The 16,165-nt window shown below is 72.1% G+C and carries 16 protein-coding genes and 1 tRNA gene; 4 read left to right on the top strand and 13 right to left on the bottom strand.

The window, feature by feature from the left end:
* Positions 1 to 43: 43 nt before the first annotated feature.
* The 6 genes from ACIP9D_RS08640 to ACIP9D_RS08615 all read right to left on the bottom strand — a co-directional run bounded on the left by ACIP9D_RS08640 (position 44) and on the right by ACIP9D_RS08615 (position 5,407).
* Positions 44 to 874 carry an inositol monophosphatase family protein gene (locus ACIP9D_RS08640; protein ID WP_350867486.1) on the bottom strand — a complete coding sequence of 277 codons (831 nt, stop codon included), beginning with the start codon at positions 872 to 874 and terminating at the stop codon, positions 44 to 46.
* 139 nt (positions 875 to 1,013) lie between these two features.
* Positions 1,014 to 1,604, bottom strand: a complete 591-nt coding sequence (gene pth, locus ACIP9D_RS08635) for an aminoacyl-tRNA hydrolase (protein WP_350867487.1) — start codon at positions 1,602 to 1,604, stop codon at positions 1,014 to 1,016.
* 88 nt (positions 1,605 to 1,692) lie between these two features.
* On the bottom strand, positions 1,693 to 2,391 hold the full coding sequence (locus ACIP9D_RS08630) for a 50S ribosomal protein L25/general stress protein Ctc (protein WP_350867489.1): 699 nt from the start codon (positions 2,389 to 2,391) through the stop codon (positions 1,693 to 1,695).
* A 265-nt stretch (positions 2,392 to 2,656) separates the two neighbouring features.
* Complete coding sequence (locus ACIP9D_RS08625; RefSeq protein WP_350867491.1) at positions 2,657 to 3,637, bottom strand: ribose-phosphate diphosphokinase; 981 nt, start codon at positions 3,635 to 3,637, stop codon at positions 2,657 to 2,659.
* 61 nt (positions 3,638 to 3,698) lie between these two features.
* Positions 3,699 to 5,234, bottom strand: a complete 1,536-nt coding sequence (gene glmU / locus ACIP9D_RS08620; RefSeq protein ID WP_350867493.1) for a bifunctional UDP-N-acetylglucosamine diphosphorylase/glucosamine-1-phosphate N-acetyltransferase GlmU — start codon at positions 5,232 to 5,234, stop codon at positions 3,699 to 3,701.
* Positions 5,235 to 5,335: 101 nt separating this feature from the next.
* A tRNA-Gln gene (locus ACIP9D_RS08615) sits at positions 5,336 to 5,407 on the bottom strand.
* A gap of 311 nt (positions 5,408 to 5,718) precedes the next feature.
* Here ACIP9D_RS08615 and ACIP9D_RS08610 point away from each other — a divergent pair.
* Both ACIP9D_RS08610 and ACIP9D_RS08605 read left to right on the top strand, forming a co-directional pair.
* On the top strand, positions 5,719 to 6,675 hold the full coding sequence (locus ACIP9D_RS08610) for an acyl-CoA desaturase (RefSeq protein WP_350867494.1): 957 nt from the start codon (positions 5,719 to 5,721) through the stop codon (positions 6,673 to 6,675).
* Positions 6,676 to 6,901: 226 nt separating this feature from the next.
* Positions 6,902 to 7,591, top strand: coding sequence for a TetR/AcrR family transcriptional regulator (locus tag ACIP9D_RS08605; RefSeq protein ID WP_350867495.1), 690 nt, complete (start codon positions 6,902 to 6,904; stop codon positions 7,589 to 7,591).
* A 9-nt stretch (positions 7,592 to 7,600) separates the two neighbouring features.
* Here ACIP9D_RS08605 and ACIP9D_RS08600 read toward each other — a convergent pair whose 3' ends face one another.
* The 7 genes from ACIP9D_RS08600 to ACIP9D_RS08570 form a co-directional block, all read right to left on the bottom strand.
* Positions 7,601 to 8,077 carry a DUF4383 domain-containing protein gene (locus ACIP9D_RS08600; protein WP_350867496.1) on the bottom strand — a complete coding sequence of 159 codons (477 nt, stop codon included), beginning with the start codon at positions 8,075 to 8,077 and terminating at the stop codon, positions 7,601 to 7,603.
* 166 nt (positions 8,078 to 8,243) lie between these two features.
* A complete protein-coding gene (locus tag ACIP9D_RS08595) occupies positions 8,244 to 8,699 on the bottom strand; it encodes a DUF4383 domain-containing protein (protein WP_350867497.1) in 456 nt (151 codons plus the stop codon).
* A gap of 106 nt (positions 8,700 to 8,805) precedes the next feature.
* Positions 8,806 to 10,611: an ABC-F family ATP-binding cassette domain-containing protein gene (locus ACIP9D_RS08590; RefSeq protein ID WP_350867499.1), complete on the bottom strand. Its 1,806-nt coding sequence runs from the start codon at positions 10,609 to 10,611 to the stop codon at positions 8,806 to 8,808.
* A 270-nt stretch (positions 10,612 to 10,881) separates the two neighbouring features.
* Entirely contained in the window at positions 10,882 to 11,829 is a 948-nt protein-coding gene (locus ACIP9D_RS08585; RefSeq protein ID WP_350867501.1) for a 4-(cytidine 5'-diphospho)-2-C-methyl-D-erythritol kinase, read from the bottom strand.
* Positions 11,826 to 11,975 (bottom strand): hypothetical protein, encoded by a 150-nt coding sequence (locus ACIP9D_RS08580; protein ID WP_350867503.1) that lies wholly within the window; start codon positions 11,973 to 11,975, stop codon positions 11,826 to 11,828. The genes ACIP9D_RS08585 and ACIP9D_RS08580 overlap by 4 nt, the downstream gene beginning before the upstream one ends.
* A 9-nt stretch (positions 11,976 to 11,984) precedes the next feature.
* Positions 11,985 to 12,854: a 16S rRNA (adenine(1518)-N(6)/adenine(1519)-N(6))-dimethyltransferase RsmA gene (gene rsmA / locus ACIP9D_RS08575; RefSeq protein WP_350867505.1), complete on the bottom strand. Its 870-nt coding sequence runs from the start codon at positions 12,852 to 12,854 to the stop codon at positions 11,985 to 11,987.
* Between the two features lie 73 nt (positions 12,855 to 12,927).
* Positions 12,928 to 13,836 (bottom strand): TatD family hydrolase, encoded by a 909-nt coding sequence (locus ACIP9D_RS08570; RefSeq protein ID WP_400449563.1) that lies wholly within the window; start codon positions 13,834 to 13,836, stop codon positions 12,928 to 12,930.
* Between the two features lie 112 nt (positions 13,837 to 13,948).
* Here ACIP9D_RS08570 and ACIP9D_RS08565 point away from each other — a divergent pair, with 112 nt between their 5' ends.
* The gene (locus tag ACIP9D_RS08565) at positions 13,949 to 15,196 is read left to right on the top strand and encodes a hypothetical protein (RefSeq protein WP_350867507.1); all 1,248 of its coding nucleotides are present in this window, start codon (positions 13,949 to 13,951) and stop codon (positions 15,194 to 15,196) included.
* 106 nt (positions 15,197 to 15,302) lie between these two features.
* Positions 15,303 to 16,154 (top strand): alpha/beta hydrolase, encoded by an 852-nt coding sequence (locus ACIP9D_RS08560; RefSeq protein WP_350867509.1) that lies wholly within the window; start codon positions 15,303 to 15,305, stop codon positions 16,152 to 16,154.
* Positions 16,155 to 16,165 lie beyond the last annotated feature (11 nt).

Here is a 16,165-nt window from a genome sequence, read left to right as displayed (position 1 = left end):
TTTCCAGACCTTTCAGGTCGGGGAAGTCAAGAAGTGCCTCAGGCTACCCGGAATGGCGCTGCAACGCTGCAAGCAGCCGGGGGGCGAGATCCTTGCGGCAGACCAACAGGTCGGGCAGGCGCGGATCCGCTTCGTTGTATTTCAGCGCAGAACCATCGATCCGGGAAGCGTGCAGTCCGGTGGCCGTCGCCACAGCCACCGGCGCCGCCGAGTCCCACTCGTACTGCCCGCCGGCGTGGATGTACGCGTCCACCTCGCCGGTCACCACCGCGGCGATCTTCGCGCCGGCCGAACCCATCGGCACCAGGTGCGCCCCCACGTCCTCGGCCAGGTCGGTGAGGAACACCGGGGGACGGCTCCGGCTCGCCGCGAGCCGGATGATCCGCCCGCCGGCGGTCGCCGCCTCCAACGTCATCGGCGGGTACGCCGGCGGATAGTCGGTGCCGAGCACCCGGTGCTGCGCGGGCAAGCCCACCGCGCCGGCGATCAGCCCGTGCGGGCTCGGCGCGGTACGCGCCCAGAGCGCCACGTGCACCGCCCAGTCCGTCCGCCCGTCCTCGGCGAACTCCCGGGTGCCGTCGAGCGGGTCGACGATCCACACCCGGTCCGCGGTCAACCGGGACACCGCCCCGGCGTTCACCTCCGCCGCCCAGGCCAGCCGCGACCCCTCGTCCTCCTCGGAGAGCACCGCGTCGCCCGGGCGCCACTTGGCCAGCTCGGTGCGGATCAGGTCGTGCGAGACCTTGTCCCCGGCCGACTTCAACGCCCCCGGGTCGGCGAAGCCCATCTCCGCGCGCAGCCCGAGCAACGCCTGCCCGGCCCGGCCCGCCAGCCAGCGGGCGAACGCGCCGTCGATCATCGGAGGACTGCCCATGACTACCGCTCCCGTCGCCTCGCCACGGCCCGGGTCGTCCGCCGGGCCGCCCCGCCGCGACCCGCGTCGCCGGTCGCGCCACGCCGAAAGGCGCAGACTACCGGCCCGGTACGCTCGATCCGGTGTGCCCCGCCCGGTGTCAGCCGCCGTGGTACAGGTTCTGCGTCGGCTCCACGCCCCGGGCGATGACCGACTCCACCACATCGGCCGCCCGGTCCACCAGGAACTCCAACTCCTTGCGCTCGACCGCGCCGAAATCCGACAGTACGTAGTCCGCCGGATCCTGCCGGCCCGGCGGCCGGCCGATGCCGAACCGGACCCGCACGTACTCCTTGGTGCCGAGCGACTTCGACATCGAGCGCAGCCCGTTGTGCCCGCCCTCGCCGCCGCCGCACTTCACCCGCACCTGCCCGTAGCCGATGTCCAGCTCGTCGTGCACCGCGATCACCTGACCCGGGGCCACCTTGTAGAACTGGGCCAACGCGGCCACCGGCCCGCCGGAGAGGTTCATGTAGGTCAGCGGCTTCACCAGCACCAGCCGGGGCCCGCCGAAGCCCAGCCGCCCCTCGGCGACCTCCGCCACGGCGCGCCGGTGCCGGCCGAACTTCGCGCCGACCCGCCCCGCCAACAGATCGGCCACCAGGAAGCCGACGTTGTGCCGGTTAGCGGCGTACTCCCGACCCGGGTTGCCCAGGCCGACCACCAGCCACGGCCCTGCCTCGTCCGTCACGACCCGCCCTTCCCGCCGTCGAACCCACCAGATACGCCGACAGGCGCCCCCGAACGCTCGGGGACGCCTGCCGCACGGTACGAACCGATCAGGCCTCGGTACGGGCCTCGGTGCTCTCGGCGCCCTCGGCGGCCGGGGCGGCGTCCGCGCCCTCGGAGCCCTCGGTGACCTCGCCAACCTCGGCCTCGGCCTCCTCGGTGGCCTCCTCGACCTCGGGCAGCGTCGCCTCGAGCTGCTCGGCGGTCGGCGCGGCGGTCACCGCGGCGACCGGCAGCTCCTGGTCGACGGCCAGCTCCACGCCGGACGGCAGCGTCACGTCGCCGGCGGTCACCTGCGAGCCCGCCTCCAGGCCCTCGATCGAGGCCTCCAGGTGGTCGGGAACCTTGGTGGCGTCGGCGGTCACCGAGAGGGTGTCGTGGTCGTGCACGATCAGGGTGTCCTTCGCGGCCTCGCCGGTCAGCTGGACCGGGACCTCGACGGTGACCTTCTCGCCCCGGCGGACCAGCAGCAGGTCCACGTGCTCGAAGGTGTCCTTGATCGGGTCACGCTGGATCGCCTTCGGCAGCGCCAGCACCTGGGTGCCGTCGGTGATGTCGATCGCGAACAGCTGGTTGGCGCCACCCTTGCGGATCGCGGCCGCGAACTCACGGGACGGCAGCGCGATGTGCTTGGGCTTCTCGCCGTGGCCGTACAGCACGGCGGGCACCTTGCCGGCCCGGCGGGTACGACGGGCACCACCCTTGCCGAACTCGGTACGGGGCTCGGCGCTGATCTTTACCTCGGACACGGCGAAACTCCTGATGCTTTTTGCGCGGCGGCTTGTCGACTTGCGGTGCTGGGGCGAGGGGCTCGCTGGGGCTCATGCGTCATGAACGACTGCCCGGAGCACCGCGTCGATGACGGTGCCTCCGTGCGGCGCTTCGTCAGCGGCCCGCAGGGCACCCTCGCCGTGGCAACCGCACCAGTCTACCCGAGGGAATTCCCGACTCTCCGCCAGTCCCCACATCGCCGTTCCCGCCGGTGCCGAGCACCGGCGGGAACGGCGGAAAAGGTCAGCTCAGGCCACCGAAGAGGGTGGTCACCGAACCGTCGTCGAAGACCTCCCGGATCGCCCGGGCCAGCAGCGGCGCGATCGACAGCACGGTGATCTTGTCGAGCTGCTTCTCGGGCGGCAGCGGCAGCGTGTTGGTGACCACGACCTCGCTGATCGGGCTGTTCTTCAGCCGCTCGGTCGCCGGGTCAGAGAGCAGCGCGTGGGTGGACGCGACGATCACGTCGGCGGCGCCGGACTCCTTGAGGATGTCCGCCGCCCGGCAGATCGTGCCACCGGTGTCGATCATGTCGTCGACGATCAGGCAGACCCGACCCTCCACGTCGCCGACGACCCGGTTCGCCACCACCTGGTTCGGCTTCATCGGGTCCCGGGTCTTGTGGATGAACGCCAGCGGGCAGCCGCCGAGCCGGTCGGTCCACCGCTCGGCCACCCGCACCCGACCCGAATCGGGCGCCACCACGGTCATCGGCCGGCCGGCGTACTTGTGCTCCACGTACTCGGCGAGGATGTCCATCGCGAAGAGGTGGTCGACCGGGCCGTCGAAGAAGCCCTGGATCTGCGCGGTGTGCAGGTCGACGGTGAGGATGCGGTTGGCCCCGGCCGTCTTCAGCAGGTCGGCGATCAGCCGGGCTGAGATCGGCTCCCGGCCGCGGTGCTTCTTGTCCTGCCGCGCGTACGGGTAGAACGGCAGTACCACGGTGATCCGCTTCGCCGACCCGCGCTTCAGCGCGTCGATCATGATCAGGGTCTCCATGACCCAGGTGTTCACGCCGTGCGTGACGGACTGCACCACGAAGGCGTCCGAACCACGCACCGAGTCCCTGAACCGTACGAAGATCTCGCCGTTGGCGAACTCGTACGCGTCGGCCGGCGTCGGCGCGACGCCGAGCACCTCACCGATCTCCTTGGCCAACTCCGGAAAGCCACGCCCGGTAAAGAGCATCAGACTCTTGCGGTTTTCGGCGACGATGCTGCCCATGGGCCCGTCTGCTCCCGTTGGTCGGTGTGACCCGGCACTGCACGGTGGTGGTGGGCCGGGACTATTCGGTTGCAGTATCTCCCGTGGCGGACGCACCGCCCACCGTCTCGGCATCCCCGTGGATTGCCTCACTGTCACTTGCCAGCCGTGCCCCCTCCGGCGCACCCTCGGCGGCCCGCAGGGCCCGCTCGGCCGCCGCCGCCGAGACCGTTCCCGGCCGCTTGCGGGCCACCCAGCCCTCGACGTTGCGCTGCGGCGCCCGGGTCACGCCCAGCGCTCCCGGCGGCACGTCCTGGGTGATCGCGCTCCCGGCCGCCACGTAGGCCCCCGCACCCACCTCGACCGGGGCGATCAGGCTGGTGTCGCAGCCGATGAACGCCGCCTCGCCGACGATGGTGCGGTTCTTGTTCACGCCGTCGTAGTTCACCACGATCGTCGCCGCGCCGATGTTCGCCTTCGCCCCGATCGTCGCGTCACCGACGTACGACAGGTGTGGCACCTTCGCACCCGGGCCGACCTCGGAGTTCTTCACCTCGACGAACGTGCCGACCTTCGACTTCTCGGCGAGCCGCGCGTCCGGCCGCAGGTAGGCGTACGGGCCGACGCTGGCGCCCGGGCCGACCTCGGCGCCCACCGCGTGGCTGCGCAGCACGGTCGCGCCGGCGCCGACCACCGTGTCGATCAACGTCACGTCCGGGCCGACGACCGCGCCGGTGCCGACCACCGTGCCGCCGCGCAGCTGGGTGTTCTGGTCGATCACGGCGTCCCGGTCCAGTGCCACGGTCACGTCGATCCAGGTGGTCTCCGGGTCGAGCAGGCTCACCCCGGTGCGCATCCAGCCCTCGTTGATCCGGTCGCGCAGCAGCCGGCGCAGCGCCGCCAGCTCGACCCGGTCGTTGCAGCCCAGCGTCTCCACGTGGTCCGCCGCGACGTGCACGGTCACCGGCTCGCCCGCCGAACCGAGCAGGCCGAAGACGTCGGTCAGGTACTCCTCGCCCTGGTCGTTGTCGGTGGAGAGCTTGCTGAGCGCGTTGCGCAGCCGCGCCACGTCGAACGCGTAGATGCCGGCGTTGATCTCCCGGATGGCGCGCTGCGTCGCGGTGGCGTCCCGCTCCTCGACGATCTGCTCCAACTGGCCGTCGGCGGCCCGGACGATCCGACCGAGGCCGGTCGGGTCGGGCACCTCCGCGGCGAGCACCGTGGCCGCCGCGCCGGCCTGCTCGTGGGCCTGCACGAGAGCGCTCACCGTCTCCGGGCGGAGCAGCGGCACATCTCCGTTGATCACGATCACGGTGCCGGTGGCGTCCGGCACGGCGTCCAGCGCGATGCGTACCGCGTGACCGGTGCCGAGCTGCTCGGCCTGGAGCACTCCGGTGGCGTCCGGGGCGATCTCGGCGAGGTGCGCGCGGACCTGGTCCGCGCCGTGGCCGACCACCACCACGGTGCGATCCGCGGCCAGCGGCCCCGCCGCGCTCAGCACGTGGCCGAGCAGCGTACGACCGAGCAGCGGGTGCAGCACCTTGGGCAGCGCCGACTTCATCCGCTTGCCCTCACCGGCGGCGAGCACGACAACGGTGCGGGGGTGAGGCTGGGACACGACGTGGGCTCCCGTCGGCAGGCGGACACTCTCGCGGCCATGCTAACCAGAGGGTGTGGGGGGATTGTCCGATACCCCGTGCGCGGGAAGTCCTGAGAAAGCTCGGCCGCCAGGATTCGAACCTGAAACTCAAGAGCCAAAATCTTGGGTGTTGCCAATTACACCACGGCCGATCAGCGACGCGAGAAGTCTGCCGCCCGCGGGTCTGGGTCGCCCCGCCGCTACACCTTAGCGCCCCGGCCCGGCGGCGCCATCGCTCATTCCCACCATGATCCCTCCGCGTCCCGCACCCCGGGCGGACGGCGGGCCGACGGCGCATCCGATCCCATCCGCGCAGATCGGGTTTACGCAGCTCAGCCGCGAGCGGGGTGGGTACGACGAAGCCGATTCGCGAACTTCCCCGTGCGATCTACGGTCCCGTAAGTTACGGTGACGTAGGCGTAGCTTCGTTGATCTTCCCCTTCCCCTTTTCCTGCGAGGTGCCATGACGACCGCTCTGCTCGAACCCAAGACCCCCGGACCGAAGCCGCTCACCGAAGGCTCTCAGTCACCCGGCATCCTGGTCGCCCTCTGGGCGTTCGTGGTGATCCCCTTCGTGGCGCTGATCGCCGCCATCCCGATGGCCTGGGGCGGCTGGCTGAGCTGGACCGACGTCGGCATCGCCGGTTTCTGGTACGTGATCTCGGGGCTCGGCATCACGGTCGGCTACCACCGCTACTTCACCCACGGCTCGTTCAAGGCCAAGCGCTGGCTGCGGGTCGCGCTCGCGGTCTCCGGCTCGTTCGCGGCACAGGGCGACATCATCCAGTGGGTCGCCGACCACCGCCGCCACCACGCCTTCTCCGATCTGGAGGGTGACCCGCACTCGCCCTGGCGGTTCGGCGAGAGCGTCTGGGGCCTGACCCGTGGCCTGTTCCACGCGCACGTGGGCTGGCTCTTCGGCCGGGAACTCTCCAACCGGGAGCGCTTCGCCCCGGACCTGATGGCCGACAAGGACATCAGCCGCGTCGCCAAGCTCTTCCCGGCGCTGGTGGCCGCCTCGGTGCTCGGCCCGGCGCTGATGGGCGGCCTGCTGACCTGGTCCTGGCAGGGTGCGCTGACCGCGCTCTTCTGGGGCGGTCTGGTCCGCATCGCGCTGCTGCACCACGTGACCTGGTCGATCAACTCGGTCTGCCACGTCTACGGCGAGCGTCCGTTCGTCATGCGCCAGGGCGACCGGGCGGCCAACTTCTGGCCGCTGGCGATCCTGTCCTTCGGCGAGAGCTGGCACAACCTGCACCACGCCGACCCGACCTCGGCCCGGCACGGCGTCATGCGCGGCCAGGTGGACATCTCGGCCCGGGTGATCTGGTTTTTCGAAAAGATCGGCTCGGCGTACGACGTCCGCTGGCCGAAGCCGGAGCGGCTCGCGGCGAAGCTGGTCGAGCCGGCGGCCAGGTAATCCGGGCGATGGGGCTGGAGGTTACCTGGCAGTATGGCCGGGTGACCGAACCAGGCGGGGGGCGCGCCGGAGGGTCCGGCGGTACAGGGGCCGGGCCCGCGGCGGACACGGTCGGTGGGCGCGGAAGCGCCTTCCGACCGCACGCCAGTGAGGCGGCGACGTGAGCGGGCACAGCGGAGACACCATCCCACGGCAGGGCGTCGCCGAGCGCCAGCGAGGTGACGAGATGTCGGATGTCCCAGGCAATGACAGCGGCACGGGCCAACGACGGGCGGTACCCGCGGCGGGCGGCAAGCGCGCCTCGCGGGTACGCATGCCGGCGGCCCAGCGCCGCGAGCAACTGATCTTGATCGGTCGGCAGCTCTTCGCCGAGCGCGGGTTCGACGCCACCTCCATCGAGGAGGTGGCGGCCCGGGCGAAGGTCTCCAAGCCGGTGGTCTACGAGCACTTCGGCGGCAAGGAGGGGCTCTACGCGGTGGTGGTCGACCGGGAGGTCCGCGCGCTGCTGGACCGGATCACCACGGCGCTGACCGCCGGCCACCCGCGGGAGTTGCTGGAGCAGGCCGCGATGGCCCTGCTGGGCTACATCGAGGAGGAGACCAGCGGGTTCCGGGTGCTGGTCCGCGAGTCGCCACTGATGTCGGCGACGGGCAACTTCAGCAGCGTGCTCAACGACATCGCCCACCAGGTGGAGCACATCCTGGGCGCGGAGTACAAGAGCCGCGGCTACGACCCGAAGCTCGCCGAGCTCTACTCCCAGGCCCTGGTCGGGATGGTGGCGTTGACCGGCCGCTGGTGGCTGGAGGTCCGCAAGCCGCGCAAGGAAACCGTGGCGGCGCACCTGGTGAACCTGGCCTGGAACGGACTGTCCCACCTGGAGTCGAAGCCGACGCTGATCACCTCCCGGCCGCGCTGAGCCCAGCAGTCAGCGGGTGTGCGCCTCGGAGACCGGGTGCTTGCGCTTGTTCCGCTCCGCCTCGGCATGCTCCGGTGGGCCGACCTTGTCGTAGAGGCCGGTGCCGAGCAGCACCAGGCCGAAGAGCATCGAGACGATGACCGTCGACATCGAGAAGTTCAGGAAGTTCGCCTCGGTCTGCAGCACGGACATCATCAGGATGCTGGTGACCAGGAAAATCGTCCCGGCGGTCAGGTTCATGTAGTGGCCGAGGTTGCTGCGTCGGGAGGCGCCGACCAACAGGACGACGCCGAACACCACCGAGGCCAGCGAGAACGCCAGGTTGGTGCGCAGACCGAGCACCCAGTGGCTGTCGCGACCGAAGAGCGGGCTGCCGGCGGTCTCCGCGACCCCCCAGACGCCGAAGACCAGGATGTAGAGCCCGATGAGCCCGGAGAGGACCCGGTAGATCGGCCGCGCCGGATGGTTCACCGGAAAGTGCGGCATGGTGCCCTCCTCCGCCCGAGATGGCCTTTTCCGGAGGATTGTCACCCAAATCCGCGGAGGATGTGCGGCAAACGGGTTTCGCCGGAGCCCGAGTGGCCAGCGGTCGGGGGCGACCACCAGAGCACAGCTCGGGCCCCGGCGAAACACCGGAGCGCGATCGGCGAGCTCAGAGCACCAGGCGAGCCTTCTGCCAGGCCTCCTTCTCGTCGTCGGTGCCGACCTTGCCGTACATGCCGACCATCAGCAGGACCAGACCGACCGTCATGACCACGATGACCGTGGCGATGCTGAAGTTGAAGATGTTCGCGTCGGTCCGGATGAAGGCGAGCCCGCCGAGGCTGACCACCATGAGGACGTACGCCAGCCACTGGTTGATCACCACGTCGACGTTGCGGCCGAGCGCGGTGCCGGCCAGCACGATCAGGCCGAGCAGGGCGCTGAGCAGCGAGAAGCCGAGATTCGTCCCCTGACCGAGGATCTGGGTGTCGTCCTGGGCGAAGAACTCGCCGCCAGCGCTCGTGATGCTGCCGAGCACACCGAAGACCACCAGGTACAGACCGGTCAGCCCGCCGATCGCCCGGTAGATCGGCCGCGCGGGGTGGTTGACGGGGGTGTGGGCCATGTCAGAGTCTCCAACGCCGTTCGGGTGAGGGTCGCCGACGATTCTCCCGCATGTCGGGGTGTGACGCCGCACACGGCCCCCCTGCCCTGACCAGCCCGGGCAACCGTCAGTCCGCCGGCAGCTCCTCGGCCAGGGTCAGCCAGGTCTCCTCGGTGCGCTCCCGCTCGGCGCGTACGTCCTTGAGCTGACCGTCCAACTCGGCGACCCGCGCGTAGTCGGTGGCATTCGCGGCGAGCTGGTCGAGCAACGCGGCCTCACGCTGGTCCAACTTGCTGATCTGCCGCTCCAGCCGGGTCAGCTCCTTGCGGGCCTGCCGCACCTCGGCGGCGGACATGCCGGTACGGGCCGGCGCCTCCGGCGAGGCGGCCGGGACCGCTTCGGCGCCGGCGGACCCGGGTCGGGACGCGGCCCGCTTCAGGTACTCGTCCACCCCGCCGGGCAGATGCACCAGCCGGCCGTCCCCGAACATGCCGTACACGGAATCGGTGACCCGCTCGATCAGGTAGCGGTCGTGGCTGGCCACGATCACCGTGCCGGGCCACGAGTCGAGCAGGTCCTCAAGCGCGGCGAGGGTGTCGGTGTCCAGGTCGTTGGTGGGCTCGTCGAAGAGGAGCACGTTCGGCTCGGCGGCGAGCAGCCGGAGCATTTGCAGCCGGCGGCGCTCGCCACCGGAGAGGTCACTGACCGGGGTCCAGAGCCGCCGGTCGTCGAAGCCGAAGACCTCGGCGAGCTGGGCGGCGGAGATCTCCCGGTCGCCGAGCTGCACGCGCCGGGCCACCTCCTCGACCGCCTCCAGCACGCGCAGCTGGCCGGGCAGCTCGGCCAGTTCCTGGGAGAGGAACGCGGGCCGCACGGTGGAACCGGTGACGAACCGGCCGCCGTGCGAATGGGTGACGCCGGCGAGCATCCGCAGCAGGGTGGTCTTGCCGGCGCCGTTGGCGCCCAGGATGGCGATCCGGTCGCCGGGGCCGACCTGCCAGGTGACGTCGTGCAGGATCTCCTTCGGGCCGGCGTGCAGGGTGACCTGCTCCAGGTCGTACACCTGCTTGCCGAGCCGGGCGGTGGCGAGCCGTTGCAGCGACATGGTGTCCCGCGCCGGCGGCACGTCGGCGATCAGCGCGTTGGCCGCGTCGATCCGGAACCGCGGCTTGGAGGTCCGGGCCGGCGGGCCCCGCCGCAGCCACGCGATCTCCTTGCGGAGCAGGTTCTGCCGGCGGGCCTCGGTGGCCGCGGCGACCCGCTCGCGCTCGACCCGGGCGAGCGTCCAGGCGGCGAAGCCGCCCTCGTACGCCCGGACGGTCTGGTCGGCGACCTCCCAGGTGGTGGTGCAGACGGCGTCGAGGAACCAGCGGTCGTGGGTGACCACGACGAGCGCGCCCTTGCGACCGAGCAGGTGCCGGGCCAGCCAGTCCACGCCGCCCACGTCGAGGTGGTTGGTGGGCTCGTCGAGGATGAGCAGGTCGGAGTCGCGGACCAGCAGCGCGGCGAGAGCCACCCGACGGCGCTCGCCACCGGACATCGGGCCGACCGGCTGATCGAGGCCGAGGTGGGGCATGCCGAGGCCGTCGAGGATGGCACGTACCCCGGCGTCGCCGGCCCACTCGTGCTCCGCGCCCATGCTCTCGTCGAGCCACTCGGTGCCGAGCACCACGTCGCGCACGGTGGCGTCCGGGGCGAGGGTGAGGTTCTGCGGCAGCCAGGCAACCCGCAGGTCCCGGCGGTGGGTGACGCGGCCGTCGTCCGGCTCCTCGGTGCGGGTGAGCAGCCGGAGCAGGGTCGACTTACCGGCGCCGTTGAGGCCCACCACACCGATCCGGTCGGCGTCGTCGAGGCCGAGCGAGACGTCGGTGAGCAGCGGCCCGGCGGCCCCGTAGCCCTTGGACACGCGGTCCAGGTTGACGATGTTGGCCACGACCTACCTTCCATGATCAAAGCGTCCCGGTGCCGGCTGGCACGGGACGCCTGGCCTCCCAGCGTACGCGGACGCCCCGCGCGCCGGCACGGCCGCCGCCCGGATGTCCGCTGTCCGGGTCGGCGTCGTGGCGACGCCCCGAGCCGGCGGAAGCCCGGCCCGGCCGTGCCCCGGCCGATCACGCCGCCGCGGGCGAGGGTCGACCGCGTCGCGGAGCCCGGTGAGGATCCCGCCCGCCTCGACACACCGCCGATCGGCCCCGGCGGAGCCTCAGACGACCCGGGCGCCCGGCATCGGCCCGTGGGCGACGCGGACCTCGCGGCACACCTCGGCCGCGGTGAGTTCGGCGGCGATCCGCCCGGCGTGCGCCTCGTCGGCGGCGAGGAAGACGCAGGTCGGCCCGGAGCCGGAGACGAGGCCGGCCAGCGCGCCGGCCGCCTCGCCGGCCTTGAGGGTGTCGGCGAGCGCGGGACGCATGGCGAGCGCCGCGTCCTGCAGGTCGTTGCCGAGGGCGGCGGCGAGCACCCGCGGATCCCGCTGCCGCAGTGCGGCGAGCAACCGGTCGGTGCTGCCCAGCGGCGGTCCGGCGGTGCCCGCCTCGCGGAGCCGGTCGAGTTCGGCGTAGGCGGCCGGGGTGGAGAGACCGCCGTCGGCGATGCCGACCACCCAGTGCCAGGAGGTGGGGCGGGCCAGAACCGGGCTGACCGCCTCGCCCCGCCCGGTGCCCAGCGCGGTGCCGCCGTGGATGAGGAACGGCACGTCCGAGCCGAGGTCGGCGGCGATGCCGGCCAGCTCGTCGCGGGAGAGCCCGGTGCCCCACAGCGCGTCGCAGGCGACCAGTGCGGCGGCCGCGTCGGCGCTGCCACCGGCCAGCCCGCCGGCGAGCGGGATCTGCTTGCGCAGGTGCAGCCGGGCGTGCGGGAGCACGCCGGCGTATCCGGCGAGCGCGTGCGCGGCCCGGATCACCAGGTTGGAGTCGTCCAGGGCCAGTTCCCCGGCGCCCTCGCCCTCCATGGTCAGCGTGAGGGTGTCGCCCCGGCGGGCCGTGAGCTCGTCGTGGATGGAGATGGCGTGGTAGACGGTGTTCAGCTCGTGGTAGCCGTCGCGGCGCAGCGGCCCCACCCCGAGGTGCAGGTTGACCTTGGCGGGCACCCGGACCTTCACCGGGCCGCTGGCCCCGCGCCGCTCGTCGTCGTCCGGTCGCCAGGCCTCGGTCACGGGGTGACGTCCCGTAGCCGCGGGCGGATGTCGAACGGCTTCTCCACGATCAGCTCCTCGGCGGCGTCGGCGGCCGGCCCCTGCCGACCTCCGACCAGGTCGTACGCGTACACAGGCAGCGGCTGCTGCGCGTCCTCGGCGGGCACCGCGCCAGCCTACTGCCCGCTGGGCGTCGCAGCCGGAGCCGACGCGGCGATCGCCGCGAACTGCTCGACGGTCAACGACTCGCCGCGGGCACCCGGGTCCACACCGGCCGCGACGAGCGCGGCGGCGGCCCGGTCCGCGCCGCCCGCCCAGCCGGCGAGGGCCGCCCGGAGGGTCTTGCGGCGCTGGGCGAATGCCGCGTCCACCACCGAGAAGACCCGCTCCCGGGGAACCTCGGGGCGGGGCGGTTCCCGCCGGGTGAAGGCGACCAGGCCGGAGTCGACGTTCGGCACTGGCCAGAAGACGTTCGGCGGTACCTTGCCGGCGGCCCGGGACCGGGCGTACCAGGCGAGCTTGACCGACGGAATGCCGTACACCTTCGAGCCGGGGCCGGCGACCAGCCGGTCGGCGACCTCCTTCTGCACCATCACCAGGCCGTGCCGCAGGCTGGGCAGCTCGGCGAGCAGGTGCAGCACCACCGGCACGGCGACGTTGTACGGCAGGTTGGCGACCAGCGCGGTCGGGGCGGGGTCGCCGAGCTGGGCGGCGGTGATCCGCAGTGCGTCGGCGCGGTGCACGGTGAGCCGGTCGGCGTCCGGGGCGGCGTGCTGGGCCGCGGTCTCCGGCAGCGCCCCGGCGAGCACCGGGTCGATCTCCACGGCATGCACGTGCGCGGCGACCGGCAGCAGGGCCAGGGTGAGCGAGCCGAGCCCGGGGCCGACCTCCACCGCCACGTCGTCCGGGGTGAGCCCGGCCGTGGTCACGATCCGCCGCACCGTGTTCGGGTCGTGCACGAAGTTCTGGCCGAGCTTCTTGGTGGGCGCGACGCCCAGCCGGGCGGCCAGCTCCCGGATCTCCGCCGGGCCGAGGAGACCGGTCATGGCAGCAGCGTAGGCCGACCGACCGGCAGACCTCGCGTGCACCCCGGGCCCGGTTCACGCCGGGTCGGGCCGGTCACCACGGACCGAAGACCCGCTCGCCGGTGGCGGAGATGGCGGCGCAGAGTTCGTCGAGGTCCGCGCCGGTGGTGGCGGCGAGCGACCGGACGGTCAACGGGATGAGGTACGACGCGTTGGGCCGACCCCGGTGCGGCATCGGGGTGAGATAGGGCGCGTCGGTCTCCACCAGGATCTGGTCGAGCGGGGTCAGCGCGGCGGCCTCGCGTAGCGCGGCGGCGCTGCCGAAGGTGACCGTGCCGGCGAAGCTGAGCAGGTAGCCCCGGCGTACGCACTCGGCGGCGAAGTCGGCGTCGCCGGAGAAGCAGTGCAGCACCACGGTCTCCGGCGCGCCCTCGTCGTCGAGGATGCGCAGCACGTCGGCGTGCGCGTCCCGGTCGTGGATGACCAACGCCTTGCGGTACCGCTTGGCGATGGCGATGTGGGCCCGGAAGCTCGCCTCCTGGGCGGCGCGCCCCTCGTCACCGGTGCGGAAGAAGTCCATGCCGGTCTCGCCGATGCCGCGGACCCGGTCCCGGGCGGCGAGCGCCTCGATCTCGCGCAGCGCCTCGTCGAGGTCGGGCAGGCGGGGGGCCTCGTTCGGGTGCAGCGCCACGGTGGCGAGGACCGCAGGGTACTTCTCGGCGGTCTCGGCACCCCAGCGCGACGAGGCGACGTCCACCCCGACCTGCACCAGCCGGTCGACCCCGACCTGCGCGGCGACCGCGACGGCGGCCGCGACCGGGTCGTCGGCGGCACCGCCGCCGGGGACGCCGGCCTCGCTGACCGTGATGTCCAGGTGGGTGTGGCTGTCGAGCACCGGGCGGGGCAGCGGCTCGGGCGCGGGCGGGAACTCGCCGGCCCGTCGGGCCGCCCGGGCGCGGCGCGATTCAGCGGGCCCGGTCATCTGTTCGGTTGGCTCGGTCATCCACCAAAGGATCACACACTGGCCGGTCCACCTGTCCGTCACCCGCAGTTCACCTTGACTACTCAGGGCGACTCTACGGTCGCCAGGTGAGCGAGCGAGCCGGCAGACCGGCATGAGCGTCACTCCTCAGGCCAGCGGCGACGCCGACGAGCGGACCGGGCTGCGCGTGGCGTACGGCGGCGGCGTCTATCCGGCGGAGGAGATCGCCCGGGGTGCCGCGTACGAGCTGTTCAGCGCTGACGAGGTGGCCGGTTTCGAGTGGGCGCCGCGAACCGGCTCGGCCCTGCCCTGGCGCCGCTTCGTGCACGTCACCGAGGTGACCGCGGTGCACGGCGCACCGGAACCGGCCGAGGATCCGGACACCCCGCTGATGATGCCGGCGCACCGGGAGCGGGGCTGGGCGCAGCTGCACCAGCTCAGCCAGCGGCCGGACGCGGCCGGCGACCCGATGCTCATCGCGGCGCGCAGCTCGGCGGTGATCCGGCGGGGCACCCGGATGGTGAAGGTGCTCTCTCCGCGCCAGCTCGCCGGGTACGTGCGGGGTTGGCTGCCGCACGGCTTCTGCTACCGGGAGCACGACGTCGCACACCTGCGTACGCCGGCGGCCACGACGCTGCTGCGGACCGACGGCGAGGTGAGCCGGGACGGCCTGGACGTGGCGTACGCGCTGCGCTGGCGGGCCGCCGACCCGGGCGACTACGACGTGCCGGTGGGCGAGGCGCACCGGGGGCTGAGCACGTTGCCGCCCCGGGACCGGCTGGGCGCGCCGGTGCTGGGCACCGGCTTCGTGCCCAGCAACAATCAGCTGATCCCGGAGTTCGTCACCCGGGACTTCGCCGACCTGCCGATGCCGGCGAACGCCACCCTGCTCGCCTATCCGGCGGAGGGGGTGGAGGTGGTGCTCTACAGCTACCAGGCGGAGCAGCGGGGCTGGCTACGGATGGTCGGGCCGCAGTGGCGGCATCTGCTCGCCGCGGTGCCCGGCCTCTCCCCCGACCAGGAGTACGTGCCGACCGGTGACGCGCCGCGCTCCAGCCAGCTGGTGGGGGCGTACGCCGGCAGCGAGTACGAGGCGGTCGCCGACCTGCCCGGCGGGTTCCGGGTGCTGGCGATGACCCGGGCGGCCCGCTACCCGGTCGAGAGGGTGGCCCGACGGCTGCGCTACGCGCGCTGGCGCGGGGTGCCCTGTCTGGTGCTGCGCGAGGAGGCGGGCTGGCTGCGGCTGCGGCTGTGCCGGCCCGATCCCGAGACGGTCGCGACCACCGCCGCGCAGTGCCACGACCGGGGCGTCTACGAGACATGGGCACCGGGGGCAGAGGTGACGGACGACCAGGTCACGGACATTCCGTACGCGCTGTAGGCGGCGGTAGGCGGCACGGCGGCGACCGGCGGTTGCCGCATATCAACGGGTGGGGCGGGAATGCGCCGGGCGAGGAGACAACCGAGCCCGACATCAGGAGAAGAGCATGCCGTTCATCACCGTGGGTACGGAAAACTCCGCGCCCATCGACCTGTACTACGAGGATCACGGCTCCGGCCAGCCGATCGTCCTTATCCACGGCTTCCCGTTCAACGGGGCGACCTGGGAGAAGGAAGCCATTCCGCTGCTCAACGCAGGATATCGGGTGATCACGTACGACCGCCGCGGTTACGGCAACTCGGCGCAGCCGACGATGGGGTACGACTACGACACCCTCGCCGCCGACCTCGACGTGCTGATGACCGAGCTGGATCTGCGCAACGCGGTCCTGGTCGGCCACTCCATGGGCACCGGCGAGGTGACCCGCTACCTCGGCGCGTACGGCTCGGAGCGGGTGAGCCAGGCGGTGCTGCTGTCCCCGCTGGCACCGTTCCTGATGCAGACCGCGGACAACCCGGAGGGCGTTCCGAAGAGCCTCTTCGACGGCTTCCAGCAGGCGATCATCCAGGACCGGTTCGCCTACCTCACCCAGTTCTGCGACGCCTTCTTCAACTACAGCGAGAACAAGGGCAAGTGGGTCAGCGAGGAGGCGTACCGGGCGCACTGGGAGATCGGCGCACGCGCCTCGGCGAAGGGCACCCACGACTCCGTGGACGCCTGGCTTACCGACTTCCGGGGTGACCTGCCGCAGATCGACGTGCCGGTGCTGATCGTGCAGGGCGACAAGGACAACGTGCTGCCGTTTGCGAAGACCGGGCAGCGGCTGCAGCCGATGCTCGCCGGCAGCCAGTTGATCACCCTGAAGGGCGCGCCGCACGGCATTCCGTGGACGCACCCCACCGAGGTCAACAAGGCGATCATGGACTTCATCGGCGCGCCTTCGATGGCTCGCGCCTGACGCCGACTCCC

The organism is Micromonospora sp. NPDC093243, from assembly GCF_044753725.1.
Taxonomy (GTDB): Bacteria; Actinomycetota; Actinomycetes; order Mycobacteriales; family Micromonosporaceae; genus Micromonospora.
This window is presented reverse-complemented; position numbering and strand designations above follow the sequence as displayed.

Bases quoted from the DNA above. Each gene is read 5' to 3' on its own strand.
- ACIP9D_RS08570 (WP_400449563.1), bottom strand. From the start codon at position 13,836: ATGACCGAGCCAACCGAACAGATGACCGGGCCCGCTGAATCGCGCCGC.
- ACIP9D_RS08640 (WP_350867486.1), bottom strand. From the start codon at position 874: ATGGGCAGTCCTCCGATGATCGACGGCGCGTTCGCCCGCTGGCTGGCG.
- ACIP9D_RS08600 (WP_350867496.1), bottom strand. From the start codon at position 8,077: ATGCCGCACTTTCCGGTGAACCATCCGGCGCGGCCGATCTACCGGGTC.
- ACIP9D_RS08565 (WP_350867507.1), top strand. From the start codon at position 13,949: ATGAGCGTCACTCCTCAGGCCAGCGGCGACGCCGACGAGCGGACCGGG.
- ACIP9D_RS08625 (WP_350867491.1), bottom strand. From the start codon at position 3,637: ATGGGCAGCATCGTCGCCGAAAACCGCAAGAGTCTGATGCTCTTTACC.
- ACIP9D_RS08560 (WP_350867509.1), top strand. From the start codon at position 15,303: ATGCCGTTCATCACCGTGGGTACGGAAAACTCCGCGCCCATCGACCTG.
- ACIP9D_RS08605 (WP_350867495.1), top strand. From the start codon at position 6,902: ATGTCGGATGTCCCAGGCAATGACAGCGGCACGGGCCAACGACGGGCG.
- ACIP9D_RS08610 (WP_350867494.1), top strand. From the start codon at position 5,719: ATGACGACCGCTCTGCTCGAACCCAAGACCCCCGGACCGAAGCCGCTC.
- rsmA (WP_350867505.1), bottom strand. From the start codon at position 12,854: ATGACCGGTCTCCTCGGCCCGGCGGAGATCCGGGAGCTGGCCGCCCGG.
- ACIP9D_RS08595 (WP_350867497.1), bottom strand. From the start codon at position 8,699: ATGGCCCACACCCCCGTCAACCACCCCGCGCGGCCGATCTACCGGGCG.